Raw genomic sequence first — 26,645 nt, 5'->3', positions numbered from 1 at the left:
CAGCTGATGCGCGAGGACGTCCCGGTTGACCATGATCACCACGGGCTGGATCATCCCACCCTCGCGCGATCACCCCTCAACCGCTATCACGCACCAGCTCGTAATTGCATTGACTTGTAATGCGCAGGGCGAACGTTGCTTGATGCCGCTCTAGACGCTGAAACCGGATCCGGGCCGGGCGGGCACGGGGACACTGTCAGCCAGCTGCCCGTTAGAAGGTCGAGGCAACGGCAACCGCCAGGCGACGGTCAGGGTGTGTCGCGGGAGTAGTAGAAGCGACAGCTGACGCCGGGCCCGGATGTGCGGGGTTCGCCCAGGCGCGGGTCGTACAGCGCCCGGCCGCCTGGCCACCGGGAGAGCTCGGTGACCAGGGCGACACCGTCGTCGACTTCCTTGGTCCGCCAGCCGTGGATGTCCAGCAGCAGGCCGTCCAGCGGCCCGCCGACCAGTTCGGCGTAGGTCCGCTCCGGGAGCGGGCCGGGGTTGGGGTCGTCGTGGTCCGCGCCGTAGACGCGCCGGTTCAGCAGCTGCTCGTCTCCGTTCATGCGATCAGCTTTCCAGCCGCCACCGACAACCGGGCAGAAACAGCGGGCCCGGCCCGGGGTGGAGAGCGGCCCCCCGCTGTGCTCACCGCAGCTTGGGCAGCGCGGTCAGCACCCCCCGGACCTCGCCGTGGCCGGCGACCCGCCACACCGGCCGGTCGCTCCCGTCACTGGTGAGTGGACGGTGGCGTACGACGTCACGGCCAGGTCCTCGTCCATGTCCTCGCGCATGCGGCAAGCCTAGGTCGAAGGCCGCGCCTTCGTAGGCTCCGTCAGAGGCGAGCAGAGATGCGAAGGTACGTCGGTTCCGGGAGTCAGGCGACCGACGCCCATTCGCAGCGTGCGCGGCGCGCAGCTGCGCGCCGCGCACTACCGCAAGCCCCCCAGCCTGTCGTTGGTTTCAGTATCAGTCGGGCACCCGTCAACATCCAACCACCTGTGCACTGGCACGACTCAGCCGTAGATTCGGAAAGGGGCTTCGTTATGACCAGCAGGTTCGGTGACTTCCCCCTCGGCGACTACAACGTACTGCCGTTGGACCACAAGGACATGCCGCCCTACATCCCGCCCAAGACCATGGACCTGGCACGCTGTCCGGATGCATCACCCCTCGCGTTCACCGAGGACCAGCTGCACATCACCTGGGATCTCCAGGTCACCCGGAGTGAGGCCGAGAAGACGCTCCCCCTGGCCGACGCCTACACCCGGATGGAAAACCTGTGGACGTGGCGCAGGGACCAGGTGGACCACGTCCACCAGAACTGGGACGAGCTCCCGAAATGGGACACCAACTGGGGTGGTTACAGCAAAAAGCGCAGGGCCGCCTGGATTTCGGTGCTCCCCGCCGGATTCATCGGCACCCTCGTCGCACAGGCCCCGCTGGTGCACCACTCCACCGCCCAACAGGGCCCCGCTACGGAGACGTGGGAAACCCAGTACGCGGTCACCGTCAGTTCCACCACGACCGAGGGCTACGAGTTCGGCCTTTCCGCGGAAGCCGGTGTCAACGCGAAGGGCGTCGACACCAAGAGGACCGCGAGTTTCAAATGGTCCAAGAGCACCACCGACACGACCTCCGTGACCAAGAGCGACAAGTACGCCAAGACCGTCCCCGTCGCAAAGGACTACTGGGGCCGGCAGGATGTGCGGGCCTGCGCCGGCGTGTACACCGGCTGGCTGGTCTACCGGTACAAGCGGGAGAACGAGACCGATCGCCTCGCCGTATATCCGATGCGGGCGCCCGTCCACGTTCCCGGAGTCGTCGACCCGGTGGCCACCCACCACATGTCCTGTCCCGTGAACAAGCTCACCCCCGAGGAGAACCGGCTCATGCAGGAACAAGCACGGCTCACCGCGGAACTGAGCGCGGACGGCCACCGCCCGCACGACCCGAGCGGCCTGCAGGAAAAGATCGACCGCCTGTCGGAAATCCGCGACCGGCTCACCTCTCTGTGACCTGAACACGCGCGGAGCCGATCCGCCCCTCACGGGGAAGCCCCCAGAGACACAACAGGTCCGGTAAAGCCGCCCGCTCCCGGTCGCCCAGGATCACGGCCCCCTTCCCGGCCAGGCTGGACGGCGGGACGGGCGACCTAGCATCAAGCATGGTCCGGCTCGGCTGGTTCCGCTCCCCCGCAGCCGGTCAAGGTCCGCTTCGTCACCAGCCGGGCCAGGGCCGTCGACGTCCCGCTCTACACCACCGCCTCCGTCGACGCGATCCCCGCCGCACACCCGGAAGTCGACTGGGAGCAGTTGCGCGCCGTGGAGAAGGGCCGGCGCTCCCCGCTCGCGTCACTGCGCCCGGAACCGGCGGCCAGCGCCCGCCTGAGCCTGCGGGCGTCCGTACAGCGCTACGACGGTGCTCCCCCGGCCCGCCGGCCGTTCAGGACGGCAGTCAGGGCGCGGCGTTGCGCTTCCTCGCGGGCGAGCTGCCGGGCGAGGACGTCACGGTCGATGTACGGGGCGACGGCGTCCAGGGCTAGGCGCTGCAGCACGGATCCGGGCGCAATGGCGGATGCGCAGCACGCAGCAAGGGCCATTGCGGCGGGCACGCCCCGCCCCCGTATCGGGAGCTGTGTCCCGCCCTGGCACACGCCGGGCGGGACCGCTGCTGGAGCGGGCCGCAGGCGGCGCCCGTCAGGCCGCGCGCTTGCGCTCCAGCAGCATCACGGCATACAGCGGGGAGTCCGGGAACGGCTGGCGCTCGCCGACCTTCCGGTATCCCCAGCCCTCGTACATCGCCTGGAGCCGGGGCCGCTTGGTGTCCACCGTGAGCACGGCCAAGGCCTCCGGCCGGTCGGCGAGCAGCGCGCGGTGAAGCCGCTCCCCAAGGCTTTGCCCGCGCCACTGCGGCTTCAGCATCAGTTCCGAGACGGAGAACGTCGACGGGTTGGCCGGCTCTTCGCTCAGGTACTCACGCCACCATTCGTGCCCCGGCTCGCCCGGCGCCCCGTACGTGAACCCGATCGGCTCGCCGTCGGCGTAGGCGACCACGCACGCGAATCCCTCACGTCCGCCCCAGTGCTCCACGAACCAGGGAAAGCGCTGGACGAACTCCTCGTGCCGCCGCTCGAAGTAGGCGATGGCATGGACGTCGAGCAGGGTCTGCCGGATGCCGGGCAGGTCGGTGTGGCCGTAGCGGCGCAGGTCGATGACGGGTGCCGTGGTCACGCGGGGCTCCATTCGGATCGGTAACGGTCGGCCCACTCGCGCGCCACAGTGGTGGAGGGCGCGAGTGCGAGGAGATCGCGGTAGAAGTCGCCGAGCAGGACGCGCAAGGGGCCGGGCAGCGGGCTGCCCGACATCAGGGCGAACGCTTCCTCGGCCCGACAGCAACTCGTACTCGACGGTCTGCTCCCGGGTCAGCAGGACCCGGCGGACTTCGCTCCGGCAGTCCTCGGTGCGCCGGGCCCAGTCCCGTTCGATCTCCGCCCCGCTCGCGGCCGAAATCGCCGAAGTTTCTCCGGGGCACCCTAGTCTGCGGCTGGATGCAACACCTGTGGTGCACGGAGCCTGCTCATCCTCGTCGCCTTCGGCCGCCGGCTCGCCTCGCGCGCCGGCGACTGCTTGGCGGCCGCGGCCAGGACTTGCCGGTGCCGGTTCCATCACAGGCGACGCCCTGCTCCAACCTGTCCCGGCCTACGTCCACCGCCGGCTCGACGCCGCCCTCGGTCTCTGCCACCCGGGCAGTGCGGCTTCAGTGCCCCTGTGGTGCCGGGCTTGTCGCGGGGACGGTGAGCAGGTGGTGGAAGCTGCCGATGTCCGCGGGTTCGCCCACAGGTCGTCCTTCTGCTTCGACCCAGGCGTGGGCGGTGAAGGGAGGGGTGCGTACGCCGCTGCACCAGGTGGGCCAGGTGCCGCGCATGCGGCACAGCAGTGTGGTGGCCAGGGAGCGCTGCAGGCAGTAGGTGCCGGCGCACAGCGTGCTGGTGGCGGTGACGTCGCTGCGGGCGGTCAGTGCCTGTTCGAAGGTGGCGGGGGTGGCGCGGTGGCGCAGGAAGCGCAGGACGCTGACGATGCGCCGGGGTGGGAGGTGGGCGATGAGGCGTGCTGCGGCGAGGGCGCCGTGGACGGCGAGCCGGCGGCGCAGGGGCGGTCGGCGTTCTGGTGAGTCGAGGATCTGGCTCATCGTGGCGGGTGGGGGGTGTGCTCGGCGAGGCGGGCTTTGAGGAGTTGGTCGATCAGGGCTGTGGTGTCGCGGGTGGCTTGGTCGGGTGTGACGGGTTGCTTGCGGGAGAGGTCCGCGGAGATCTGTTCGGGTGTGGCGCCGGCGAGCAGGGCTCGCAGAATGGTGGCTGCGGTGCCGTTGAGCTGCCAGTAGCGGCCGCGTCGGCCGTCGAGCAGGACGAGGGCGTCGGTGGTCTCGCAGAGCGTGACGTCAGCGCGCAGTTGTAGGGGCATGCGGGTGTTCCTTGAGGTGCGAGGGCACAGGGTGGGCGGCCAGATCCCGTAGCCAGGCTTCGAGGGCCAGGGTCTCCTCGGCCGCCACCAGGTGCCGGGCGGTAAGAGTGGTGGGGCTGAGCCAGGCGCGGCGCAGCAGGCCGGGGTCGACGAGTCCTGCGGCGGCCAGGAGGGAGGTGTCGCACCAGTGGGCGAGCTGGCGCTTGTGGGCCGTCAGCCCCGCGACCCACTCGGCGGTGAAGCTGCCCTTGGTGGTACGGGCGAGGAGGGCCTCGGGCACGATGCCGTGCATGGCCGTGGCCAGCAGGGGTTTGTAGGACCAGGGGGTGTCCGTCTCGTGGGGGCGTACGCGCAGGGATGCCTCGATGACGGCGTCGTCGCAGAAGGGCATCTCCGCCTCGAGGCCGCTGTGCCCGTAGACGGAAGCGACCCGGCCGGCCTGCCGTGCCTGGTAGAGCCAGAAGTGGGCTGCGCGTGTGCCGGCCAGCGGCGAGGCGTGTGCCGCGGCACGGGTGAGCAGGTCGGCCGCCGTGTGCCGGGCCTGGGCGGTGGCCCAGGGCGGCATGGTCACCGCCGGTGCCCAGCCCAGCAGGGAGGCGGGCCCCTCCCCCGGTGTCCGGCCGCGGTGCAGTGCTCGGGCCTGGGAGTGCAGCCATGAGGGGTAGGAACGGCGGTCGGCCAGGGCCGGGAGCAGTGCCGCGCGGGGCCAGCGGTGCTTGGTGGCGTAGCCCGACAGACGGCGGGACACGAACAGGGGGTGGCGTGGTGCCAGGTCGTGCAGGTGGTTGACGGGGGCGATGACCACTTGGTCTCCGCCTTGCCCGCACAGCCGGCGGTCGGCTCCGTGCGCGCGCATCGCCGCGGCCAGGTGCTGTTGCTGGGCCAGGTCGCGGCGGTGGGTGAGGGGTTCGTCCTGCGGCTCACCGCCTTCTTCCAGGCCGGTGAGGTAGGGCGGCAACTGCGCGGTGGGAAAGACCAGGTGGACGCTTCCGGCGGGTAGACGCCCGGCGGCCTGCCGGGCGTAGGCCACATCCTCACGCGCGGGATCGCGGGCCTTTAGGGTCAGGGCGACGAGGTCCGCGCCGGCTTCGGCGGCCAGGAAGCACAGGGAGGTGGAGTCCATGCCGCCGGAAAGGTCCGCGCCCCACCGCTCGCCGGACCGTACGCGGGCGGCCACCGCGTCCCGCAATGCCCGCCGCAGCCCTGCGGCGCCCTCTGGCAGCGGAAGTTCCGCCTCCGGCGCCCGCCACCACTGCCGGACAGCGGCGCGGCCGTCAGGCTCGATGTGCAGGGCCTGGCCCGGCGGTACGGCATGGACGCTGTGGAACATCGAGGCGTGGTCCAGTGGGTGCGGGACGGTGATCAGCGAGGCCAGCCGGACCGCGACCTGCGACATGTCCGTCTGCGCCCCGGCCAGCCAGGCCAGCGTGCGGGCACGGTCAGCAGCAACGGACACTCCGCGCACCGTCGTATGGAACAGGCGCCGGTCCCCTGACGCCGTCCCGCGCGCGTAGACGCGTCCGGCCACCGAGCCCACCAGGTGAAAGCTCCCACTGCCGCCCGCCACATCCGCTTCGAGACCACCGACATCGTCCACGCCACCCAGTCGGTGCTCCAGTTGCGCCGGCGTAAGACCGCATACTCCCAATACCGCCAGCCGGACCTCACCGGCCTCGACCGCTCGCATGTCGTTTGCGGTCCAGCAACCCACCAGCCAAGGACGCCCGGAGGCATGCCGCAAAACCCGGCACGCCACGGACCGGAACGACTGCTCGAAAACGGCGGACGCCGCCTCACAGTCCGGAAGGACCACGAACCAGCACCCACCACAACGCGAAGGCATCAGCCCCAGCGGTGGAAGCCGCCCCAGCCATCCCAGCTGAAGCCTCGGAAACCCTCCGTCAGCTCGGTGTAGTCACCGACCTCCGCCAGCACCGGAGGCTCGTACACCTCAGCCTGCTCGAACTCGAATTCCTCACGCATCGGCTTCCTCCTTTCCTCAAGTCGCACGACCGGTATCGGCGCGACACGCCTTTGATTCCCTCACACGGAAGGAGGAATCACCCTCTGCCTCATGTGGGTTATTAAAATGAATTAATCTTGCCGCACGAGAAGCTTCGGCCGGGCAGTCGGAAAGTCTGCAGCGAGCGATGAGTCCCACGCGTGGCGGGCGGGCCGGCACGGTGCGGGCCGCGGGCCCACGCGTTCATACCCGTGACGAGGAGTCCGCGCGCCCTGCTCTCCCAGCGTTGTCGGCCGGCTCCCCGTCAGCTGCACTGGTCGGCGGGGAGCGGGCCCTGGACGTTCTCACCGACACGTTTCGAGGGCACCTTGCGCGAGCCGGGACCAAGTTGGTCACGACCACCTTGAGATTGACGACGAGCCCTGTGGGGCGAAGGACGGGCCCAACCGCGCTTCGGACTCCTTGACGATCCGACCGGCAGGGGTGAGATCTCCCAGCACGATCGCGAGCACGGCGCGCACGAACGCGGCGAGCGTGACGGCGCCGTTGCACACCTCGAAGCGGCGCAGAACCCCGTCCGAGAACGCGGCAGGGGGGCGGCACCCGGCCTGGACGCAGTAGCCCTCGACGGCCAGGACGAGCCGCCGGAAGGCGGCGTTCTTCTCCGGGACGCACTACGCAAGGCAGCCGAGGTGATCGAGCGTGATCCGCAGCAGCACCGGCACCCCGGCCGCCGGCGCCCGCACCACCGGATCCGCCCGCTGCGTTCCAGCGGTGCCTGGCAGCTCTGGCGCAGTGGGTGGGGAAGGAAGGGGCGGCGGTCCGTCCCGTGCAGCACGGTCGTGGAGATCACGGCCGACGGCAATGTGGTGTCACATCGGACACGCCCCGACCAGAGCTGTGGCCGGCGTCGTGCCGGGTGTGGTCGGCCTCATGGTGGGGCCTTTGCCCGGCCCGCCACGGTGATCCGGTCCGGGACGCCGGCGGCACCCGAGCGGGTGAAACTTCCTTCGCGTACGCGGGCACAGTCCCAGCTGTGAACTACCAACTCGCCTGATTCCGAGGAGCATTGACAGTTTTTCAGGTGTCCTGTCATTCTGTCCGACGGCGACGACTTCACCAGCGAGCTGGGCAGCTGGTACGAGGACGAGCCCACCCTCCAGCCCATCCGCGAGCGGGGCATCTGGGACGAGGACGAGGACACGCTCAACGTGAGCAACGACCGCGCTTCCTCCGTCGTCGTGGAAGAGCTGGCCCCGAACCCTGACGCAGTCATGCTGGCAGACATCGACAAGCTCACCTGACCCAGCTAGGACGACGCTCAGGCGGACGCCGCCTGCTCCCGGGCCGCCCGCCGCACCTGCGCCTGGTACTCCTCCTGCCGTGCCCTGCCCGCTTCGCGGGCGCGGGCCTGGGCCGCCTCGCGGCGGGGGTTCACCGCAGCGGACGACCACGACGCGGAGCCCTGCGCACATTCCTTCCTGGCGGCGGCACTCAGACGCCAAGGCCGCGCGCGGCCCGGGCATGCAACCAGGACGGCCCGCGGTTTGTCTCCCGTCCTTCCCCTCCCGCAGATCACCGGCGTCTTCCTCCGGTCCGCACGATGCTCCGAAGAGCGATGCCCCGGTTCTAGGCGAAGAAATCCCAGTTGCCCCGGATGGCCTTGGGGTAGCCGGAGTCGGCGCGGTCGGCCTCGAGGTGCCGCGAAGGCCAGGGAAAATCGTCGGCGGCTTCGCGGCAGAATACATCCAAGGTGAGATCAAAAAGGGACACAAGGTGGCCGACAGCGCGGCCGTGAAGGCAGACGCGGTGAAGCGCTGCGAGACCGGAATCGCTAGCCTGAAGTTCTAAGGCGGACTGCTGCCGGACTGCAGACAGGCGGCCCCGTCCCGACTCACGAAGACTACGCCTCCGGCCCGGTCACTCATGGTCACTCATGCACCTGCGTAAGGACGGCAAGCCCGGCTGCCTCATCGTCAGCTGGTAGTCCCACCACCGCGCCCGCACCCGCACCCGCACCCGGCGGCACGTCTCACCACAGGTGACGGGGCACCCCCGGCCGACGCGGGCATGCGCGCGGCCCTGGGCGAGGATGCCCGGGGCCGCCGCTGCGGGACGGTGCTCAGCCGGACGGCACCGCGCTGGCCGACGGGCTGCTGTCCGCCATGGCCAAGACCGCGGCTCTCCCGGGCATCCACCTTCCGGAGCGGTTCGCTGGGAGTCCGTCAGGCGCGGTCAGGACGGCAGTGCCGGGCACCGGGCACGGTGCCCGTGGTGGAGCGAACGACGGTGACGATCGCTCGGCCGGGGTGATGCCCTGCTGTGCGTCAGCGACGGGCGCGGCAGAGATGACCGGCTGTCGCGGTGAGCAGGCTCTCAATGGTCAGGACGACGTCGTCCAGGCTGCCCCAGGTGGTTCCCTCGCCGGGGACCTCGGTGCCGAACTGCATGGTGCGGCCGTCGAAACGGCGATGGCCCGGCCCCGGGACATGTCTCCCCCGGCCGGGCCGTTGCAGTTTCGAGGGCGTCAGCTCACGAGGGTGACGCGGACGTAGCCGTTCCCGCCCTTGGTGCCGGACGTGCCGTCGCTCCCGGCGAAACCGCCGTGCCCGTCCGAGGAGGTGGACCGCTCCGCGCGGGCCCCGTAACCGCCACTGCCTCCGAAGGCCCCGTTACCGCCGACGCCGCCCCGGCCGACGCCCGGGACGGGCAGGGCGACGGCGGGTTGGGCAGCGGTGCGGTTGGGCTGACCGCCGACCGTGGGGTACTCCAAGCCGTGGGAGGACTGTCCGTTGCCGCCCGCACGACCCTGCTGGCCGGGGGAGTTGACGGCGTCGCCCTGACCGGAGTCGGGGCAGGCGGCCTTCAGGCTGAACGCGATCGACGGGTGGGGCTGCCCACCGGTCCCGTTCGCACCGGACTCACCCCAGGCGCCGTCCGCGCCGTTCCTGTTGGGGTCGACGGTGCCGTGCTTGCCGCCCGAGCCGCCCGCGCCGTGCGTGCCGGGCTGTGCGGGAGCGCCCGCCTCCCCGCTCTGCGCCGCCGCGAGCGGGACGGTCTTCGGCACCCCGGAGCCCGGGTTGTCCGTGCCGACGCCGTACCTGATGTAGACGCTCGACCCGTCGCCGTTGGCCCTGTTCAGGCCCGGGGCGCCGCCGTCGGCACCGTTCGTTCCCGTCCAGCCGCTCGTCGAGCCGATGCCGATGAACCCGTTGGTGCCCCGGGCACCACCAAGACCGCCGCTCCCGCCCCGGCCGGGAGCCCCGGAGGTTCCGCCCGCTCCCACATGCACGCGGACCTTGATGTCGCTCGTGAAGTCGTTCCAGGTCACTACGCAGCGGGTGTACCCGCCCGCGCCGCCGCCGGCGCCCGCGCCACCCGCGCCGCCGTAACCACCGGGGCCGCCGTTGCCGCCCGTGGCGTCCTTGCCGATGGCGTCGCTGTTGTAGCCGCCACCGCCCCCGCCGGCGCCACCCGCACCAGTCTGACCCGCGGCGCCGCCGCCCCACGCCTCGATGATGATCTTCTTTACCGACGGCTGGACGGTGAAGGTGGCATCGGATGCTGCGGGCCGGTCGAAGACGAGTACCTGTTCCTTGCCCGCCGCCTGCGCGGCCTGGGCGGGCTGTACGGCCGCCAGCCCGGCGGCACAGAGGCCCAGGGCGAGCCACTGCGCGGTGCGTCGCGTGGTCATGTGTGAGGTCACCTTTCGCTGCGGAGGGAATGCCATGGACGGAAAGCGCTGTCCCTGCTCCGAACAGGGATGTTAGGCAGCGGCATGTGGCGCACCGTGGTAGATGCGTCAGAGCGCGAATCACTCTCCCGGGTGTCCGTGAGGGCGCGAACAAACAGACGCTTACCGGGCGATTGACCATTGGTCAGCTGCATACGGGGGCCGCCCGACGGCCCACTTGGGGCCGGTGACCGTGTGGCCTGGGGGGCCGGGTTGGCCGATACACGGCAGAACTGAGGGGGGCCGTTTCCCTTCGTGGTGTACGGCGTAGGGACTGGTGGGCTCACATGTTCAGGTGTCGCGTATTCGCTGACGGCAGCCTGGCTGCATGACGGTGAGTGGTTGATGTAGACGGCTCAACTTCGGCTCGGCGGGTGTAGGAAGATCCCGGCATGGACACCTGCGACAGTCATCAGACCGTGCGATCGCCGCGGTTACGGCCCGGGGATCGAGTGCGGATCGTCTCTCCAGCCAGTCCACCCAGCCGCGAGGGAGTCGCCCGTGGCGTCGAGCTACTGACGTCATGGGGGCTGCGGGTCGAGTTGGGCCGGCACGTCTTCGACCAATGGGGGTATATGGCTGGCCGAGATGAAGATCGCGTCTTCGACCTGAACTCCGCGTTCGGTGACCCGGGAGTCCGCGCGGTGATTGCCACCCGGGGTGGCAAAGGCGCATACCGCATCGTCGACGACCTGGACATCGACGCCCTGCGGCGCGACCCAAAACCCTTGGTCGGCTTCAGCGACATCACCCACCTCCACCTTGCCCTATGGGCGCGATGCGGTCTGGCCTCGCTGCATGGCCCGTTCGCCAACTGGAGCGACGAATGGTCCGGGCCGGCGTCAGCCGAAGCCCTTCGCCGCGCGCTGATGACCAACGCCCCTGTGATCATCCACCGGGACATCAGCCAAGCCAGCGCGGCGGTCACCGTCGAGGGCACCGCGAGCGGTGTCTTGGTCGGCGGCAACCTTGACGCGATCCGCACCGAAGCCGGAGCCGGTCTGCCGAGCCTTGAGGGGGCAATCCTCTTTCTCGAACACCAGAGAGGCACAGGGCTGGGAGAGGTCGACCGCGCACTGACCCAGCTGACCCGTACTGGGGCCCTGGAGGGACTGTGCGGTGTCGCACTTGGCCAGTTCCTCGGCTTCGACCAGGATGCCGATGATCCCACCCTGGGGGGATGGGGCATCGCCGACGTCCTGCGCGACCGGCTGACGCGCCTGGGTGTTCCCGTTCTCGGTGGACTCCCTGCCGGACACGGCCTGCATCCTCCGACCATCCCACTCGGCACTCAGGCCACCATGGACACCGCCGAAGGAACCTTGACGGTTCAGCCAGCCGTCGTCTGACCGTCGACCGCCTTACCCAGCGTGCAAGGCCCACGCGGCGGTGATTGCTCGGCCAGTCAGGAGCCGTCGATGCGGAATCCACCGCAGCCCTGGTACGGGGTGGCGCGGAAGGACTTGCCGCAGCGGAGGCAGGTGCCTTCCGCGCTGGTCTGGTCGAGGCGGGTAACTCGAGTGTCTGCGCGCTGCCACATCGCACACAGAAGGCTTCCTGGGTCTTCATGGTTCTGGTGTACAGCAAATTCGCGGCATCGTTCCCTCCGCTCCGAGCGAGGCGTTGCCAGGGGGCGCCGAGCGCACGGGCCCAGGGCCACGGGACGCCTCCCGGAGGATGCTGATTCCCCGGGACCGTGGTGTGCCGAGTCAGGGTCGCCGGCGGAACCAATCGCGACCCCGGCCCGGCTCAAGGTCAAACCCGGTGGGTATGGCGTCGGTGGGCCCCGGGCCCGGACGCACGCCGACATCGACGACCGCACCCGGCCGACATGGCGGACAGGAGTTATGCTGCGAGCTCAGACTTGTCCCGCAATGATCAGGCGGGACGGCGTCGCAGACGGTTGCCGACCGGTTGCGGAGTTAGTCCACGCCGGTTGCCCATGCCGTCAGGACGGCGAAATCGTCGATGGCAAGGCCGCATCGCGGGTCGACTCGATGCAGTAGGGCGGGACCGTCGTGGTGTTCCTTCACCCACGTACGATCCGCCTCGGTGATCTCGTCGTCGATCCAGGCGAACACACGGCCTTTCGCCCACGCGACGACCTCGGGCGTCTTCCAGAACACACCGTCCCCGGGCTCGGGCCGAGGCGAGGGCCAGGCAATGAAGGGCAGCTCGGGCAATCCGAGGACGGGCGCGACGAAGGTGTTGGCTTCTTCCTCCCACGTTGTCGCCCACACCAGGTCGAAAGGAAGCGCATCCAGCGCCGGGCCGTGATCCGGGTTGAGCCACACCCGCAGCGGCTTCACGGGCTTGTTCGGCAGCCCCCACTCAGTCAGCCGGCGCCGCTCGGCAGCCTCCCACCGAGGGGTCAGCAGGCGGTGCGTCTGATAGCCCTCCGGCCGACGGTGCGGCTTCGCGGCATACGGGTTCAGCGGTCCGTCCACATCCACCAGCAGCACTGGACGCACCTGCTCATCCCCCTTGGTTCCGCATCGCACCGTACCGGCCGGTGACAAGACCGCCGAGCGATTTTCTGACCGGTACTGACTCCTTAACTCTAGGCTCCGGGGTAGTGGAACGATCTCGACGTGGCAGCAGTGATCACGGCGTCGCAGCCGCCCTGGATAGCCCCGTTCACGGGGCTGAGCCCGCGCTGCTTCGGCAAGCTGGTGACCGCCCTGCGCCGTGAGGGAGCGGACGCGGTCCGCCGGGGCCGGCCGTGGTGTCTGGCCCTGGAAGATCGTGTTCTGCTGGTTGCGGCGTATGGCGCACTAACCTGACGCTGCGCCAGCTCGCGCCGCTGTTCGGAATCTCGAAGTCTGCGGCCGACCGCATCATCAACCGCCTCGCACCGTTGCTCGCGCTGCGGCCGCGCCGACGGTTCCGCAAGAACACCGTGCTCATCGTGGACGGCACCTTGGTCCCCACGCGGGATCATGCGGTGGCCGAGCAGTCGAAGAACTACCGGTACTCCACCAACCACCAGGTCGTCATCGACGCCGATACACGGCTGGTCGTCGAAGGCGTTCACCGTGGACGTGAACACGCCCTACGGGCCGAGCCTCGGGCGACGGTGACAGCGATGCTGCCGGCCGCCCGCGCGCACGGCACCAGCCTGATCACCCACCCGTCGACCGAGCCGGAAGTCACCGAGACCGCCCGCTTCCTGACCGCCCGGGGCGTCCTCGTCCACTTCGACCAGGAGGGGTCTGCACGTGCGCGGCGGCGACTGGATCGCCGGCGGCACGTTCGCGGTGGCCGGGGACCGGATCGAGGCCGCCACCATGGTCATGGCCGCCGCCGCGACCGGCGGCAGCGTCCACCTCGACAACATCACCACCGGCGACTTCCCCGACGGCCTCACCCACACCCTCGCCGCGGCCGGCAATCGCGTCGGGGTCGGCGGTGCGGTAGTGCAGGACGGACTCCTCAAGGAGCACGACGTAGCGGTGGCCGCCCTCGTAGAGGAACCGGGAGCGGGCGACGCGCGTCATCCATGGTCTTCTCCAGCCGCAAGCGGATAGCAGTGCAAGCCTGGCATTTACTTTCCCGACAGGGAAGTACTGGCGTGAGGGGACAGGGACAGCGGCGCGTGCCACGTCCGCCGACGATCAGACCGACGAACTCATCGCCACCGCCCGCGCGGTCGACTCGATGTACATGGAGTGGCGCCCGGGTCTACCTCTCCAACGTGCCACCCGGCTTCCTCCAGACGCCGGCCTTCGCGACCGCCTCCCCGGGCGCTGATCGGGGCCTACTTGGGGGTCCTGGTGACGGCCGCGACGGCTGAGCTGTTGTGGCATCTGGCCGGGTTCGTGATCGTTGCGGGGCTCGGCGCCGGACTGGTCAACTGTCTCGTTCTGCGGCGCGAACGAAGAAGAGGGGCCGCTTCGTGAGCAGCGACGCTCCACCCCCTGCCCTGGATCCCCTCATCCAGCATCCGACCCGGCTGGCCGTCATGGCCTTCCTCTCCGGTTGCGCCGAGGCGGAGTTCAGTGCGGTACGCGATGGCTGCCAGGTCTCCGACTCCGCCCTCAGCAAGATAATTTCACTGCTGGAGTCGGCCTCCTATGTCGTCGTCCGCAAGGGATACGTGGGCAAGCGTCCCCGTACCTGGTTGAGCCTGAGCGGTCAAGGCCGGACCGCTCTGACTGGTCATCTCGCCGCTCTGCAGCGCATCGCCGCCGACGCCGCAGCACTCGGATCCGCCCTCGGTGCCCCGAGTCCGCAAGCCGCCCCGAATTCGTGACTGCCCCGGGCCGGACGGGGCTCTCACCCGGCCCGGGGTCGATCGTTGTCCGCCTTCGGCACTCAGACCCCGGCCAGAACGATGCCGCCGCGCAGTCCCTGGGTGAACAGATCCACGGCCGCCTGTTCGACGTCCTGAGCGCTGGTCTGCCGCAGCCGGCGCGGGAACTGCTCAATATCATGCGGCGTCCAGCCGATTGAGCCCAGTCGCGCGAGTGCGTCGGCGAGCGAGACGGGCAAGTCGAAAACTGCTGTCATCTGAGCAGCGCAGAATTCCGCAGCCTGTTCGACCCGGGCGAGCACCTGCGCCCGTTGTCGGTGCGCCATGCGACCCTCACCCTCGTCCAAGCACTCGCGCAGCCTGCGCGCCTGTTGAGATGGGGGACGACATGAGTGACGACACACGGACCGCCGCGTCTTCGCCGGAGGACGCGCTGCGCTCTGCCCGGCTGCTTGCCCGCGCCGAGGCGGCCGTCATGGCGCTCTTCACCACGCGGGCCTACGAACTGGGCTGGACGGTACGGAGCAAGCTGAGCGGCATCCTGGACCACGTGACGCTGTCCTGCGACGCAGGACATTCAACTCAGATAACCCCCGTGACCGCGCTGCACCCCGAGCTCGGCAGCAGTGGCGAACGTCCGCGCTGACGGTCACATCGTTCCGCCGGAGGCGGAAGCGTTCGAGGACCAGGGTCAGGGACGCCAGTCGAAGGGGAAGTGCTTGCTCGATCCCCCGCGATACGGGCGGGAGAAGTCGAAGCCTTCCGAGTGATCAGCGTCGACCACACCCCAGGTGGCGATCTGGCCGGGACCGACCTCGGCCCCTGGGGCGTTGATCAGCTGGACACGGCGGGAGGGATCGGCGGTGGGGCCGGTGAGGGCCTTGGCACCGACGGCCACCTTGTCGGACACCTCGGCTCGCCAGTACGAGAGATCCTCGGCCGCGTCGAAGTGGACCGGGGCGTACCGCACCTCGCGCAGTTCGCTGATGAGGGAGCCGAACTCGCCGGGCCAGCCGCCCACATGTCCGGCGAAGATCTGCTCGAGCGCGTCGCGCTGGGCCTGGTCGCCCTTTGCATCGATGTAGAGCATCACCTTCATGGTCGCCTCCGGGTCACCGACCCACATATTCCCGGCGAACTCGCCGAGCGCGACCACACCCAGGCCATCGAGGCGGATATCCCCGAAGTGCCCCTCGTGCACCTGCCAGACGAGGGTGAAGAGGCAGGACCCGTTCGTCGGCGACTGCGCGAAGGTGCAGGGGCAGGGCAGCGAGCAGCTGCACACATCGAACCATTCACCGCGCAGGTGCCAGTCCGGCAGGCCGTTGTCGCCAGCGGTGCCCGTACGGACAACCGCCTCGGTGGGGGCGTTCTGCGATGCCCTGGATGTCGTGCACATGGGTTGCTCCTCGATAGTTGCTATACCCTGGGGGGGTATCTGCTGTTCTGATGTGGAGGCTACGGGGGCGACGCATCACCGTCACGTACCCCCGGGGGGTATATGCGTACCGTCCCACCCCATAGCCGGCGTCGTGGTCTCCGACCTGGCCTCACGGCTGCCGGACGGCAACGAGCAGAACCTGCACAGTTCGTGAATCAGTCCACGTGGGATCCGGTGCCGGTGCGCCGACGGATCGCCGAGCGGCTGGTGCCGCAGATCGGCCCGGAGGCCTGGGCGGTCGATGACGTGTCGTTCCCCAAGGACGGAAGGATGTCGGTCGGTGTCACCCACCAGTACTGCGGTGCGCTGGGCAAGCAGGCCAACTGCCTGGTCGCTGTCAGCGTGCACGCGGTCTCCGACACGGCCTCGTGCCCGCTGAACTGGCGGCTGTTCCTGCCCCAGGAGTGGGCGGATGACGCCGTCCGACGCCGGCGGACCGGCGTCCCGGAGGACGTCGGGCACCGGGAGAAGTGGCGTCTGGCACTGAACACCCTGGACGAACTGGCCGGATGGGGACCGGTGCCGCCAGTGGTGGTGGCCGATGCGGGCTACGGCCAGAACGCGCACTTCCGTGCCGCACTGACCGAGCGGGGACACGCGTACGTGGTCGGCATCCGCGGCGATCTGACCGTCCAGCCCTATGACGCCCTCCCTGATACCCCAGCCTGGTCCGGGAACGGCCGCCAGCCGGTTCCCCGCTACCGGCAGCCACCCGTGCCGGTAACGGAACTGGCCGCGGCCGCCGGACGGGAAGCCTTCCAGGAGGTGACGTGGCGGGAAGGCTCCCGCGGCCCGACGACCTCCCGCTTCCTCGCCGCTAAGGTCCGGCCGGCCGGGGTGCGCTCGCGCCGGCTGGCCCAGCAAGCTGCGGTGACCGAGCACGGTCGGTGGGACGGCATCACCGACCTTGCGGGACTGCTCGACCTGGTCACCGACCACCTCGCGGCACGCCTGCCCGACATCCCGCCCGGCACCAAGTGGGCCACCGCCACCCGCAGCCGCTTCACCGCGCTGTACGAGCTGCTGACCGCCCACCCCGGCCTGCTCGCCCTGCGCGGCAGCAGGCCCTGGCTCTCCCCCCAGCTCCTGCAGCGCCTGGTCGAGCCGCAGCTTGCCGACTCCCTCGCGGCCGGCATGACACCCGAAGAGGCCATCGCCGCCTACCGGCGTATGTATCTGCTCACCCTCGGCAGCGCCAGCTTCGTCGACCACCGCGATCCCCGCACCGCCCAGACGGCCACCCGCCAGGCACTGGCCGCCCTCGACCCTGAACAGTTCCCCGTCCTGACCGGCCACCTTGCCGCGATCCTGCCCGCCACCACCGACCACGACATCTACTACAGCGCCCTGAACCAGCTCATCCGCGCCGCCGACCCCGCCCAACAACAACAGCAGCACGAAGCCGTATGACCAAGGCGGCCAAGTTCGTGGCGGACGTCGCCTTGATCCGTGAAGTCGCGGGCCGTGGCCACGTACGGCAGACACAACGCGTTGCCCGGGCTCCTTTGTGGCGTGCCCATCATGGAGCGTCGTTCACTGCGGGGCGTCCTCGGAACGCCGCTGCGAGAAGGCGGCGCCGACTGCGGTGACCCTCCCCTGCGCGCTATTTGGTGGGCTGGCCGCCCGCAGCCGGCGGGTCTGCGGCAGGGGCGGCTCGCCACTCGCGTTCAAGGATGGCGTGCACCACGGAGTCCCTCCACACGCCGCCCTTCAGGAGGTGTTCGCGGATGACTCCTTCTTCGACCATGCCGACGGCCGCCATCGTCCTCGCGGATGCCTCGTTCCACGGGGACCGCGCGCCCCATATCCGGTGCAGATTCAACTCATCGAAGCCGACACTGAGCAGTAGCCGCACCATTTCGACGCCGTAGCCGGCACCCCATGCCTCTGGTCGCAGCGCGAAGCCCATGGTGGCTCCGCGCTGCTGGTGTGGGTCGAGAGCCAGACGGCCGAACCCGACCAGTGCGGAGGATTTTCGCTCGATGACGGCAAGCGAAAACTCCCTGCGCGGTCTCTCGGTAGCTCCAGCGATGGACCGCGCGATGATTTGACCAACTTGCTCTCGGCTGCGCGGCTCGAACGAGAGGTGCTCCGTCGCCCGCGGGCTGCCGTAGATGGCCAGCACCGCGTTCACATCCTCCACGCTCAGTTCGCGGAGGGCGAGCCGGGTGCTGGAGCGGTTGTTCGGGTACATGCCCTGACTTATCCCCAGGGCAACGCCGGCCGGCCCGTGGAGAAGGATTCGATCCTGAAGCAAGGCTTGACGGCGCCGCTGATGTCATCCGCTTCGGTGTGCACGAACGTCATTGCCGCGACGTCCAGCGACGGCATCGGGAAGTGCCTGAGGCCGCCTCGGGCGAGCTGGATCTCGGGCAGGTCCCACAGCATCTCCGGGCAGGACATGCCGGTCAGCTCATAGACCGTTGCGCTGGGCGCACACCATCCGCCGCTCGCGACGAGATCACCGCCGTTCAAGCGGGCCTGGTCGCCGGCGAGGACGACCGCCCGGGTGCCCTCCGTGCCGCTGGAGCTGTCGTTGACGATGAGCTGCTGTGGGACCGGCAGCCGGTACGAGGCGGCGAGGCCCACGCCCCCGCCCGCGGTCTTCAACGCGTTGGCGCGGCGGATGATGCGCTCGGTGACACCGGCCACGTCGAGGGCCTGGCACGGCTGGTAGCCGGGGACGTCAACGGAGGCGGTGATCTCCGGGCTCGGGTTCGGGTCGGCGGGCAGGACGCGCGGCTGGTGGGCGCGGACGCGGGAGAGGTTTAGGGCGCGGCCCTCGGCGGCGGCCGGCTCGGCCGGCTCGGTGGCGGCGACCTGCTCGGGGGCGTCTCCGCGCACGGTCGCGGCGAGCGCCTCGATCTCGACGGCGGCCTTCTGCGCGGCCTCGATGCGCTCCGCCTTCTCCGTGCAGATGTTCTGGACGGCGGTCGCCAGCTCACGGAGCTGCGTGATGTCGCCGTAGGTGACAGTGCTGCTGCCCCCCTTGACGTCGAAAGCCTTGACCGCACCGTCGAGAAGGGCGTCGAGTTCCTCGTCGTTGAGGGCTGTGATGTCGTCGGGAAGCGCGAACTCTTCCATGGGCCGAACTCCAGAAGATCGACCTTGGAGTCGCTCGGCCCAAAACCAGCAGCGCGCTGAAGCACAGCATAGCTACGGATCAGCGAACAGCGCTGATCCGTAGCTATGCGAGGTCACCAGGACTGGGGGACCGATTGGCTGGCCTACGCTCCCATCGGTCCCGAGCCACCACTTGCCCGAAGCCGATGACGGATGTCGGCCTGAGCGTTGAGGTGGTCGTACACCGCCCGGGCGTGGCGGTCTTTGCCCAACCCTCTGAGAACTTTGCCCACTCCCGACTGCGACACCCCTGACGGCAGCGCGATCGAGCGGATGGTGGGCCTCCCGGCGAGCCCGCGCAGGGTGGCCCAGAAGGAGGCATCGTCGAACCGCGGTTTGCTGCGCAGAATCGCCAGGACATTCTCATCCGACCACGTCTTGACCATAAAGTCCTCCGGTCGGGGCTCGCGGATGTCCGATAGGAGCAGTTCCGCATTTTTCTGGAGGATGTTGTAATCCAGCTCAGCCCCCTTTGCGAGTTGTCGAGCGCCGCTCCGTGAACTGTTTCTCCTCCGAACCGGAGTCGAAGCCCATCCGGACGCCGGCCTCGAACAGCGCCGGACGGCGGCACGCGCGATCGTCAAGGGGGTGAAGGACGGCGTCGGCGTCACCGTGGAGGCGACCGTCGTGGACCCGCAGACCCTGGAGCGGTCCCTCGGCTGCAACGGGTCACCGACGAGCGCCTGGCGCCACCGGCTTGACGCACGCGGACCACGGCGTCGGCACCTCCGCCCTCGGAGCCGGTGCGCCCGTCCGTCCGGACGCCGTCGTTTTCGTGCGGAGGACACCCGGGGGCGCGCCGGGGCGACGGGAGGGGCAGGCGGCGCTGTGCTATCAGGCAGCGCATCACATCGGCAGGGGCGCCGGACCGGCGCGCAGAGCGACAGCGGACGGGACGCGAACCGGCTGTCCAGGGGGTGCCGCCCTCCCGGCCGGTCCGGCCCCTGCCGCGCTCCCTCGCACGTCCCGGGCTCCGGCCGACGGCAGGTCGTGGCGGAGGTGTTCGGCCGGCAGTCCGGCACGGACGAGGGCGCCCGTCACCGCGCTCACGGCAGTCGGCGGCCCGGCCACCAGGGTGGGGCCGGCCACCGGGGAGAGACACTCGGCCACGGCCTGGACCAGGCGGTCACGGGTCCGTTCCTCCGGTGCGGCTCCCGCGATCACCGGCACCACGGTGAGCCACGGGCGGCCACTCGCGAACGTGGTCAGGTAGTCGGTGTCGTACAGGTCGGACAGCGTTCCGGCACCTATGAGGAGCCGCACCGCGCAGCCCCGGTGTTCCGATCCCGTGCCCATTCGGGCGTCCAGTTCCCGCAACAGCGCCTTCATCGCGGCCCAGCCGGTGTCCCAGGCCACCAGCCGTAGTTCCCCCAAGGGCTCGTCTCCGAGTGTCAGGTTTCCCTTCGGTGGTCCGATCCGCACTTCGTCCCCGATCGACGTGTGGCGCACCAGGGCGTCACTCACCCCGCCGGGCCCGGTGCGGCGGACATGGAACTCCAGCTCCTCCTGGCCGGGTGCGCCGGCCGGATAGTACGGGCGCCAGGTGTGCGGCAGTCTCGCGGACTCCAGCGTGACGTACTGCCCGGCGTGGTACCGGAAGGTCTCGTGCGGCCGCAGCCGGAGCACCGCGAGGTCCGGACCACGCAACTGATGCGCCGTCACTGTGGCACGCCAGCACGGCGGTTCGTGCAGCGCCGCGTCCGCGCCGCGCACCATGGCCGTCACACCGAGGCGCAGCATCCGCACCCACGCCCGTTCCAGCTCCACGTGCCAGCGCTCGCCGGCCTGGATGCGCAGCGCTGCGCACAGCGCTGCCTCGAACGCGGCGTACTGCGCCGGCAGCAGACCGAGCTTGCGGTGGTCACGGCCGAGCTGGGTGAAGGTCCGGGTGATGTCGTCGGGCCGGTCCAAGTGCTCGATCAGGTACGAGAACGCCCGTGCGAGATGGGCCTTCTGGAATTCCATCGAGGCGGGGAAGAGCGACCGCAGCGAGGGATGCCGCGTGAACAGTGCCTGGTAGAGGTGAGTGATCAGCTCCTCGAAGGGGGCCACCAGGTCCAGGTGGTCCATGATGGTCCGCTGGTCGGCGCCGCCGTCGTACGGTTCTCCGGCCGGGGGCTGCCCCTGCGCACCCGCGGTGTTCCCCGGGGTGAGCAGTCGACGCCGCAGTCGCATCGCCTCGTGCCGGGCCAGAAGCGTGTGGTAACTCCGGTCGTTCGCACTCATGGTCAGAACCCCGTCCGCGTCTCGCGGCCCATGCCGGTGACCCGCCCGGCGCACGGGGCCGGGGGGACCGGCGCGCCGCTCGGAGGCTGGCAGAACAGTCGAGGCATTGGTGAACTCCTAGGAAGCGAAGAAGGGGTGACGGCCCTCAGGCGCCTCGACCGGGAGGCGCGACGCCCACAGAAACCGCAGGTCAGTATGACACTACGGACATATGCCCCAACGTCCCTGGTAAGAAGGGCCGTTGGGCCCTTGTGCCGACCCGTGGTGACAAGAGGCACCGGGCCCAGGTGGCCGGCCGGGAGCAGCCCGAGGGGGCGGGCCTAACGAGTTGGTGCGTGATAGCGGGTGAGGCGTCGGGCCTGACAGGTGGCAGGATCCGGGTGTGGCGATCATGGTCGATCGGGCGGTGCTGGCGCATCGGCTGTTCACGGGAATCTCTCGGCGGCATCTCGCTTGTCTGGTCGAGGAGTTGGCCGTGCCGTGGCAGGCCGGACTCGAGGGCCGTCGGCATGCTGCACGAGGAGGAGTCCGGAAGCGGGCCGCGGGCGCCGGCGCCCGCCACCAGCTGGTGTTCGTCGACCGGCTGGTGGCCACGCTGATCCATCTGCGGCACGACCTGCCGCATTCGGTGCTGGGCCTGCTGTTCGGCGTCGACCGCTCCACCATCACTCGCGCGATCGCAGAAATACGCATACTCCTTGCCGAGCGGGGGTGCGCGGTCCCCGACCGGCCTGGCCTGCGTCTTCGGACGCTGACGGACGTGTTCGCCTATGCCCAGGCCGAGGGCGTAGAGCTGCGGCTGGACGCCACCGAGATTCAGGTCCGCAGGCCGCCGGCCAACCGTGGCGGACGCCGTGCGTTCGTCTCGGGCAAGAAGAAGCAGAACACGATGAAAGCCACCGTGATCGCCGACTGGCGGGGTCGCACGTTGTGGACCGATGCCCTGCGGCCTGGACGCATGCACGACGCCACGGCGGCCCGCAATGAAGGCATTGCCGTCTGCTTTCAGCACTTCCCCGACGTCGAGGTCCTCCTGGACGACGGCTACCTCGGCCTCAGCCGCGACCACCGCGGGCAAGCGATCACACCACCCAGAAAACCCCGCCCGGGAGCACTGCCCGGCAGAGTCGAACAGTGGGAACGCGACCGCCACGGGCACTCCTCCGACCGCATCACCGTCGAACACGCCCTCGCCGACCACAAACGCTGGAAGCAACTGACGCGCTGGACCCATCGCCGCGACCGCCTGGCCGACACCTACCGCGCCATCGCCGGCCTCGTCTCCGACCGCACCGCTCAAGCCTGACCCAGCGTCCCCCAACGGGCCAGCCCGCCTCACCCGCTATCACGCACCAACTCGTTAGGGGTAGCCTGACGCGGACCCGCGGTTAGCTCATCAGTATGACGGTGGGTTTCTCGGACCACTGCAGTTCGTATGTGCTCTGCGGATCGGCGTTCATGGCTGCGACCCATCCGTTGTAGAAGGCCGTACCTGCTTCCGCGCTCCTGCCCGAGCGGACTTCGAACGAGGCGAATGCCCAGATCTCGCAGACCAGAATGAATTCCTGTGCGGTCGTGTCGCGAAGAGCGGCGGCGCATGCTTTGGACCAGCGCGGGTCGTTGGGTGCGAGGCTTTCACTGACGAAGGACCGCAGGTCCCGATGTGACGTCTGGTATTGCTTGAAAACCCTGCGAGTGAACTGCCCCTCCACGAAAGATAAGGCGAAGGGGGAATTCACCCACATCCAGCTCCACCCTGGCCCGGTGTATCCGTACTGGGATTCCGGGTAGTCGAGGTTCGAGATCACTCTTCTGAACCCGGAGGGGCCGTTCATGGGGGCGTTCAGCTTGAGCATGGTTCCTCCGGATGCCGATTTCTTGTGAGCTGTGGCCGCGGAGGCACATGGCTCCCCACGTGCAGCTCATGATCCTGTGAGATTTTACCGGGGTGAGCTGCTCCAGGAGCCGTCAGTGAACACCTTTCGGGGTTACGGCATATGCCCGTAGTGGAAGATGAAGATCCGGATCAGCCGCGTGTCGTGCAGCGATCTGCAAGGGACTTTCGGTGCGTTGTGGCAGCGTTCGGGCACGGTACGGTGCGCGGCCCTTCTCGACCGCTTCAGGATCACCGGCGCTCCCACACGGTCGCTTCGAGGTTCAGTTCGGCAGGGCCCAGGATGTTCGTCACCGTGAAATGGCCCAGACGTCCGTCCAAGGTTCCGAGGCAGGCCATGGATCCCTCCTGAACAGGCAGCGCCCTTCGCGCCAGCTGGCCGCTCATCTCGGAGCACTGCTGGTAGGTGGGACGCGTTGCGCCGTGCCACGCCGCGAGAGCGTTGCCGTCGACTTCGCCCGGGTGCTAGTCGCACTCCAAGCCGAGGTCGCCGGCCAAAGCCCGTGACGGTGGCCGATCGTCCAGCCACCAGCCGCTGCAGACTCCGTTGCTGTAGAGGAGCAGCGTGCCCTGCCAGCGCACGCTCACCGCCGGTGCCGTGAGCCTGGGTGTCGGCGTCGGCGTGAGCCTGGGAGCGGGCGTGGATGGGGCAGCGTTGTGGCCGGGCTTGGGCGGGCATGTCGGTGAGCCCTCGGCCGGAAGGGCCCCGGGAGAGGTGGAAGCAGCGGGGCTGGAAGGACGGCCCTGCGAGCCGGAGCCAGTCGGCAGGAGCGCGGGGGTGAGGATCCGCTCCATCTGGCTGTCGGCGGTGTTCTTGGGGTTGTTGTGGTCGCCGGGGAAGCTGGGTGCCGGCGGAGACGGCCAGGGAGAGGACCAGGACGTCGACCAGGGAAAGAACGAGTCCTCGGCGTCTGCAGTCACGGCCGGGTGGCGGAGCGAGTGGCGCGAACGCAGGCTCCCGGAGCCAGTACGTATGCGAACCACCCAGCTCAGAGCCTGGCTCCCACTTCTCCAGCTCCTGGTCGCTCTCACAGGGGCCGAGGATGGCACGCATCCGGTGCCGCTGGGCCAGTGCTGCCTTCCTTGCCTCGGTCCGGTCCTGGTTCCGGTTCGTCAGCGAGTCGATCTGCCGCTGCAGGTCGACCCGGCGCCGGCGTCCCTCATCCCGGTCCTCGCGCAGCGTCTCCAACGCCTCGGTGAGCTCCGCAATCCACTCCAGTGCCGCATTCGCTTGTGCCGCCTACACGCTTGTCCGAGTTGGAGGAAGCCGAAGACCGAGCGGTCGCACAACCTCGCCGGGACCGGCGCGCCTGCGGGTACTCCCGCCGTTCGTTCCTGCGGACCGCCGCCACGGCCGGCCTGGGGGCCGCCGTGTCCGCACCCCTGGTTGCGGCGTGTGCCCGGACCCCGGAAACGGACGCGGCTGCGGCCAGTGCGGAACGCTGCTGCGCGTCTGACGGGAGTGGTTCGGGCCGGGGGGGATCCCGCTCACGCTACGAGCGATCGGCAGCGGCGGCCGGGGTGGCCGGCGTGTCCACGCGGGTGGTGGTCCACCGGCCAGGGCAGGTGATGGTGCTGGATTCGACACGGTTGTCGGTGCTGCTGCGGGAGACGGTCTTCGGTGAGGCGGTCTCCGCGATGCTGACGGTGGGCCTTGGCCTCTGCGCGCACTCGCTGTCCGCCTTCCGTCTGACGCTCGGCTCGGACACCTCGACCGACGTGATGTTGCCGCTGCCGATGCGGGATGGCTGGGGGAGGTGATGGAGCGGCCTTACCCGGGGGTGCCGGCTGAGCTGATCGCCGAGTTCGCCGGCTGACGGAGAACACCACGCAGATCCGCGGCCTTGTGCGTCCCGGATCCCGGCGCTCTTCCAGACACCGGAGCACGCGCGCGTCGTTTTCGACACCCTTGCCGAGTTCCGCGGCATCCCGGCTACGACTGATACGGCCGTGCAAAAGCGCATGCGCAGACAGGAAGCCCTGTACGACCCGGAAAAGTCGTTCCGGTTCGCTGTGCGAGGCGGCCCTGTACCACCGCCCGCGCCCGCTGGACGTGATGGCGGAACAGCTGGACCGGCTGTACAGCCTCGTCGGGCAGAAGCGCGTGGAGCTGGGCATCATCCCCTTCGATGCACAGCTGCACCGCACCGCCCCGCACGCATTCTGGGTCTACGACCGGCGCCTGGTCATCCCGCCCTGCTCGGGCGCCGCCTTCACCAGGACACGTTCGTCCTGGCGGGCAAAATCCCGCAGCAAACCATCGAGTCGTCCGAAGACGCGTCGCCGGTGATCAGCAGTTCGAGAGCGGTGTGGGTCGGCGTCAGCACCGACCGGACTGAAGGCCCTAGCGTGGCCGCCGAGTTGTGTACCGGCATCACCACAGAAACCAGGGGCACCGCGCCGCTCCTTACCCGGATGGGAGTCGTCATGGATGTTGTCGTCGCCGGCCAAGGCTACGTGGGACTGCCCCTCGCCGTGCGCGCCGCCGAGGCAGGCCATCCGGCGACTGCGGTTGGAATCCGTGACGACTTGGCCTCGGAAGAAACGTTTCTGGAAAATCACCGACCACCTTTAGGCTGATCGATTCTCATACTTATTCCGCACGGAGATTACCCTACCCCACAGAGGGTATCCCCGCAACGGAGCACCCGTCTGCGAGGAGGTGCACTCTGAACGGGAACAGCGTCCGCCGCGTCGCGTGTCAAATCGCCTATCCGGCACTCTTTCTGACAATGACCGCCGTGGCCTTGACGGCGCTTTATTTCCATCTCGATCCGGGTCCGGTCACCGCTCTTTTCCAAGTAGCCGTCATTTGCTATCTCGCGGCACTGGAGCGGCTCATCCCCTACGATCGCGAATGGCATCCGAGCCGCGGCGAATGGGGTTGGTACGGCGCGTATTTCCTGCTGACCGTCGCCGGCAGCATCGCCGCGCAGCTCCTCGTGTCGCTCTGCGTCCGTGTCATCTCTCCGGCGAGACCGGAACTTTCACTGTGGGCCGACATTCCGCTGGCACTGGCCGTCGGTTCCCTGGCCAGCTATCTGGGGCACCGACTGAGCCACGTCAACCCGTGGCTGTGGCGGCTGCACGGGATCCATCACGTCCCGGACAAGGTCAACGTCGCCAGCAACGGCGTCAACCACATTCTCGACATCACCTTGGCACAGAGCGCCGTACAGCTTTCTCTGGCATGGGTCGGATTCTCCCATGACGCGGTGTTCGTGGTGGGCCTCTTCGTCATCACCCAGGGTTACTTCATCCACGCCAATATCGATGTGCGTATCGGTGCGCTCAACCAGATCCTCGCGAGCCCCGAGCAACACCGTCTGCATCACAGCATCGATCTCTCCGAAGCCGGTCACTACGGCTCGGATCTGGCAGTGTGGGACCGGATATTCGGCAGCTACACCTGGTATGACGGCCGGAAACCGGAACAGGTCGGTCTGCACGATCCGGCATCCTTTCCAAGAACCGAGGCCATCGTCTCCAGCCATGTCCAGATCGTGCGTCGCCGAGCGGTACCCGGCCGACAGCCCACCTGACGACGAAAATCCGCCACTCCGGTATTGCA

At 69.1% G+C, this 26,645-nt stretch carries 27 protein-coding genes and 10 pseudogenes; 16 read left to right on the top strand and 21 right to left on the bottom strand.

What is annotated here, in order from left to right; genetic code table 11:
- Nucleotides 1–248 precede the first annotated feature (248 nt).
- Nucleotides 249–545 (bottom strand): hypothetical protein, encoded by a 297-nt coding sequence (locus tag IE251_RS05405; RefSeq protein ID WP_189751699.1) that lies wholly within the window; start codon nt 543–545, stop codon nt 249–251.
- Between the two features lie 480 nt (nt 546–1,025).
- Between IE251_RS05405 and IE251_RS05400 the strand changes: the two genes are divergently transcribed.
- On the top strand, nt 1,026–1,997 hold the full coding sequence (locus tag IE251_RS05400; RefSeq protein ID WP_189751698.1) for a hypothetical protein: 972 nt from the start codon (nt 1,026–1,028) through the stop codon (nt 1,995–1,997).
- Nucleotides 1,998–2,392: 395 nt separating this feature from the next.
- On the opposite strand, the gene IE251_RS05395 is transcribed toward IE251_RS05400, so the two are convergent.
- The 9 genes and pseudogenes from IE251_RS05395 to IE251_RS05365 form a co-directional block, all read right to left on the bottom strand.
- The gene (locus tag IE251_RS05395; RefSeq protein ID WP_229896608.1) at nt 2,393–2,536 is read right to left on the bottom strand and encodes a hypothetical protein; all 144 of its coding nucleotides are present in this window, start codon (nt 2,534–2,536) and stop codon (nt 2,393–2,395) included.
- A 142-nt stretch (nt 2,537–2,678) separates the two neighbouring features.
- Nucleotides 2,679–3,224: a GNAT family N-acetyltransferase gene (locus IE251_RS05390; protein WP_189751696.1), complete on the bottom strand. Its 546-nt coding sequence runs from the start codon at nt 3,222–3,224 to the stop codon at nt 2,679–2,681.
- Nucleotides 3,225–3,738: 514 nt separating this feature from the next.
- Nucleotides 3,739–4,170: a lasso peptide biosynthesis B2 protein gene (locus tag IE251_RS05385; protein ID WP_189751695.1), complete on the bottom strand. Its 432-nt coding sequence runs from the start codon at nt 4,168–4,170 to the stop codon at nt 3,739–3,741.
- A complete protein-coding gene (locus IE251_RS05380) occupies nt 4,167–4,442 on the bottom strand; it encodes a lasso peptide biosynthesis PqqD family chaperone (protein WP_189751694.1) in 276 nt (91 codons plus the stop codon). Before IE251_RS05380 ends, IE251_RS05385 begins: the two co-directional genes overlap by 4 nt.
- On the bottom strand, nt 4,420–5,898 hold the full coding sequence (locus tag IE251_RS05375) for an asparagine synthase-related protein (protein ID WP_189751693.1): 1,479 nt from the start codon (nt 5,896–5,898) through the stop codon (nt 4,420–4,422). The genes IE251_RS05380 and IE251_RS05375 overlap by 23 nt, the downstream gene beginning before the upstream one ends.
- Before the next feature lie 386 nt (nt 5,899–6,284).
- Complete coding sequence (locus IE251_RS05370) at nt 6,285–6,425, bottom strand: lasso RiPP family leader peptide-containing protein (RefSeq protein WP_189751692.1); 141 nt, start codon at nt 6,423–6,425, stop codon at nt 6,285–6,287.
- A 372-nt stretch (nt 6,426–6,797) separates the two neighbouring features.
- A pseudogene (locus tag IE251_RS40835) lies at nt 6,798–7,061 on the bottom strand (DUF6420 family protein); the annotation flags it as partial.
- A 1,671-nt stretch (nt 7,062–8,732) separates the two neighbouring features.
- Complete coding sequence (locus tag IE251_RS41665; RefSeq protein ID WP_267925080.1) at nt 8,733–8,855, bottom strand: hypothetical protein; 123 nt, start codon at nt 8,853–8,855, stop codon at nt 8,733–8,735.
- A gap of 77 nt (nt 8,856–8,932) precedes the next feature.
- Complete coding sequence (locus IE251_RS05365) at nt 8,933–10,099, bottom strand: hypothetical protein (RefSeq protein ID WP_189751756.1); 1,167 nt, start codon at nt 10,097–10,099, stop codon at nt 8,933–8,935.
- 431 nt (nt 10,100–10,530) lie between these two features.
- On the opposite strand from IE251_RS05365, the gene IE251_RS05360 reads away from it, so the two are divergent.
- Nucleotides 10,531–11,487 (top strand): S66 peptidase family protein, encoded by a 957-nt coding sequence (locus IE251_RS05360; RefSeq protein ID WP_189751691.1) that lies wholly within the window; start codon nt 10,531–10,533, stop codon nt 11,485–11,487.
- Nucleotides 11,488–11,543: 56 nt separating this feature from the next.
- Here IE251_RS05360 and IE251_RS41660 read toward each other — a convergent pair whose 3' ends face one another.
- Both IE251_RS41660 and IE251_RS05355 read right to left on the bottom strand, forming a co-directional pair.
- Nucleotides 11,544–11,678, bottom strand: coding sequence for a hypothetical protein (locus IE251_RS41660; RefSeq protein ID WP_267925081.1), 135 nt, complete (start codon nt 11,676–11,678; stop codon nt 11,544–11,546).
- A gap of 382 nt (nt 11,679–12,060) precedes the next feature.
- Entirely contained in the window at nt 12,061–12,600 is a 540-nt protein-coding gene (locus IE251_RS05355; RefSeq protein ID WP_189751690.1) for a hypothetical protein, read from the bottom strand.
- 129 nt (nt 12,601–12,729) lie between these two features.
- Here IE251_RS05355 and IE251_RS05350 point away from each other — a divergent pair.
- Nucleotides 12,730–13,160: pseudogene (locus tag IE251_RS05350) on the top strand (transposase family protein); the annotation flags it as partial.
- Between the two features lie 196 nt (nt 13,161–13,356).
- Nucleotides 13,357–13,491 (top strand): annotated as a pseudogene (locus tag IE251_RS40830) (carboxyvinyltransferase); the annotation flags it as partial.
- Nucleotides 13,492–13,518: 27 nt separating this feature from the next.
- Here IE251_RS40830 and IE251_RS40825 read toward each other — a convergent pair.
- Nucleotides 13,519–13,629: pseudogene (locus IE251_RS40825) on the bottom strand (transcriptional regulator); the annotation flags it as partial.
- A 106-nt stretch (nt 13,630–13,735) separates the two neighbouring features.
- Between IE251_RS40825 and IE251_RS40820 the strand changes: the two are divergent.
- Together IE251_RS40820 and IE251_RS05340 are read left to right on the top strand one after the other, a co-directional pair.
- A pseudogene (locus IE251_RS40820) lies at nt 13,736–13,916 on the top strand (transcriptional regulator); the annotation flags it as partial.
- Between the two features lie 117 nt (nt 13,917–14,033).
- Nucleotides 14,034–14,390, top strand: a complete 357-nt coding sequence (locus IE251_RS05340; RefSeq protein WP_373301968.1) for a winged helix-turn-helix domain-containing protein — start codon at nt 14,034–14,036, stop codon at nt 14,388–14,390.
- Between the two features lie 62 nt (nt 14,391–14,452).
- Here IE251_RS05340 and IE251_RS05335 read toward each other — a convergent pair whose 3' ends face one another.
- Complete coding sequence (locus IE251_RS05335) at nt 14,453–14,716, bottom strand: hypothetical protein (RefSeq protein WP_189751688.1); 264 nt, start codon at nt 14,714–14,716, stop codon at nt 14,453–14,455.
- A gap of 62 nt (nt 14,717–14,778) precedes the next feature.
- Here IE251_RS05335 and IE251_RS05330 point away from each other — a divergent pair, with 62 nt between their 5' ends.
- Entirely contained in the window at nt 14,779–15,036 is a 258-nt protein-coding gene (locus IE251_RS05330) for a hypothetical protein (protein ID WP_189751687.1), read from the top strand.
- 45 nt (nt 15,037–15,081) lie between these two features.
- Here IE251_RS05330 and IE251_RS05325 read toward each other — a convergent pair whose 3' ends face one another.
- Entirely contained in the window at nt 15,082–15,789 is a 708-nt protein-coding gene (locus IE251_RS05325; protein ID WP_189751686.1) for a DUF1326 domain-containing protein, read from the bottom strand.
- Nucleotides 15,790–15,888: 99 nt separating this feature from the next.
- Between IE251_RS05325 and IE251_RS42045 the strand changes: the two are divergent.
- Nucleotides 15,889–16,791: pseudogene (locus IE251_RS42045) on the top strand (IS701 family transposase); the annotation flags it as partial.
- The gene (locus IE251_RS42300) at nt 16,783–17,241 is read left to right on the top strand and encodes a TetR/AcrR family transcriptional regulator C-terminal domain-containing protein (protein ID WP_267925089.1); all 459 of its coding nucleotides are present in this window, start codon (nt 16,783–16,785) and stop codon (nt 17,239–17,241) included. The pseudogene IE251_RS42045 and the gene IE251_RS42300, both read left to right, overlap by 9 nt.
- Nucleotides 17,242–17,434: 193 nt before the next feature.
- Here the strand turns inward: IE251_RS42300 and IE251_RS05315 are convergent, their stop codons facing one another.
- The 3 genes from IE251_RS05315 to IE251_RS05305 all read right to left on the bottom strand — a co-directional run bounded on the left by IE251_RS05315 (nt 17,435) and on the right by IE251_RS05305 (nt 19,340).
- Nucleotides 17,435–18,025 (bottom strand): GNAT family N-acetyltransferase, encoded by a 591-nt coding sequence (locus IE251_RS05315; protein ID WP_189751685.1) that lies wholly within the window; start codon nt 18,023–18,025, stop codon nt 17,435–17,437.
- Nucleotides 18,026–18,033: 8 nt separating this feature from the next.
- Complete coding sequence (locus IE251_RS05310; protein WP_189751684.1) at nt 18,034–18,915, bottom strand: major capsid protein; 882 nt, start codon at nt 18,913–18,915, stop codon at nt 18,034–18,036.
- A gap of 143 nt (nt 18,916–19,058) precedes the next feature.
- Nucleotides 19,059–19,340 (bottom strand): hypothetical protein, encoded by a 282-nt coding sequence (locus IE251_RS05305; protein ID WP_189751683.1) that lies wholly within the window; start codon nt 19,338–19,340, stop codon nt 19,059–19,061.
- Nucleotides 19,341–19,476: 136 nt separating this feature from the next.
- Between IE251_RS05305 and IE251_RS40810 the strand changes: the two are divergent.
- Nucleotides 19,477–19,614: pseudogene (locus IE251_RS40810) on the top strand (phenylacetate--CoA ligase); the annotation flags it as partial.
- Nucleotides 19,615–19,800: 186 nt separating this feature from the next.
- Here IE251_RS40810 and IE251_RS05300 read toward each other — a convergent pair.
- Nucleotides 19,801–21,180: a globin domain-containing protein gene (locus IE251_RS05300; RefSeq protein ID WP_189751682.1), complete on the bottom strand. Its 1,380-nt coding sequence runs from the start codon at nt 21,178–21,180 to the stop codon at nt 19,801–19,803.
- A 391-nt stretch (nt 21,181–21,571) separates the two neighbouring features.
- Here IE251_RS05300 and IE251_RS05295 point away from each other — a divergent pair, with 391 nt between their 5' ends.
- Complete coding sequence (locus IE251_RS05295; RefSeq protein WP_189751748.1) at nt 21,572–22,486, top strand: transposase family protein; 915 nt, start codon at nt 21,572–21,574, stop codon at nt 22,484–22,486.
- A gap of 82 nt (nt 22,487–22,568) precedes the next feature.
- Here the strand turns inward: IE251_RS05295 and IE251_RS05290 are convergent, their stop codons facing one another.
- Entirely contained in the window at nt 22,569–23,036 is a 468-nt protein-coding gene (locus IE251_RS05290; protein WP_189751681.1) for a hypothetical protein, read from the bottom strand.
- A 1,568-nt stretch (nt 23,037–24,604) separates the two neighbouring features.
- Here IE251_RS05290 and IE251_RS41890 point away from each other — a divergent pair.
- The 3 genes and pseudogenes from IE251_RS41890 to IE251_RS42385 form a co-directional block, all read left to right on the top strand.
- Nucleotides 24,605–24,835: a hypothetical protein gene (locus IE251_RS41890; RefSeq protein ID WP_307784803.1), complete on the top strand. Its 231-nt coding sequence runs from the start codon at nt 24,605–24,607 to the stop codon at nt 24,833–24,835.
- A gap of 96 nt (nt 24,836–24,931) precedes the next feature.
- Nucleotides 24,932–25,027, top strand: a pseudogene (locus tag IE251_RS42390) (helix-turn-helix domain-containing protein); the annotation flags it as partial.
- Between the two features lie 103 nt (nt 25,028–25,130).
- Nucleotides 25,131–25,196, top strand: a pseudogene (locus IE251_RS42385) (hypothetical protein); the annotation flags it as partial.
- A 50-nt stretch (nt 25,197–25,246) separates the two neighbouring features.
- Here IE251_RS42385 and IE251_RS40805 read toward each other — a convergent pair.
- Nucleotides 25,247–25,470 (bottom strand): annotated as a pseudogene (locus IE251_RS40805) (glycosyltransferase family 2 protein); the annotation flags it as partial.
- On the opposite strand from IE251_RS40805, the gene IE251_RS05275 reads away from it, so the two are divergent.
- Together IE251_RS05275 and IE251_RS05270 are read left to right on the top strand one after the other, a co-directional pair.
- Nucleotides 25,424–25,654 carry a hypothetical protein gene (locus IE251_RS05275; protein ID WP_189751755.1) on the top strand — a complete coding sequence of 77 codons (231 nt, stop codon included), beginning with the start codon at nt 25,424–25,426 and terminating at the stop codon, nt 25,652–25,654. The pseudogene IE251_RS40805 and the gene IE251_RS05275 overlap by 47 nt on opposite strands.
- Before the next feature lie 152 nt (nt 25,655–25,806).
- Nucleotides 25,807–26,616 carry a sterol desaturase family protein gene (locus IE251_RS05270; RefSeq protein WP_189751680.1) on the top strand — a complete coding sequence of 270 codons (810 nt, stop codon included), beginning with the start codon at nt 25,807–25,809 and terminating at the stop codon, nt 26,614–26,616.
- Nucleotides 26,617–26,645 lie beyond the last annotated feature (29 nt).

Origin of the sequence: Streptomyces eurythermus (genome assembly GCF_014649115.1) — a bacterium.
GTDB lineage: Bacteria > Actinomycetota > Actinomycetes > Streptomycetales > Streptomycetaceae > Streptomyces > Streptomyces eurythermus.
The sequence above is the reverse complement of the archived record's forward strand: the minus strand, read 5'-3'. Positions and strand labels throughout refer to the sequence as shown.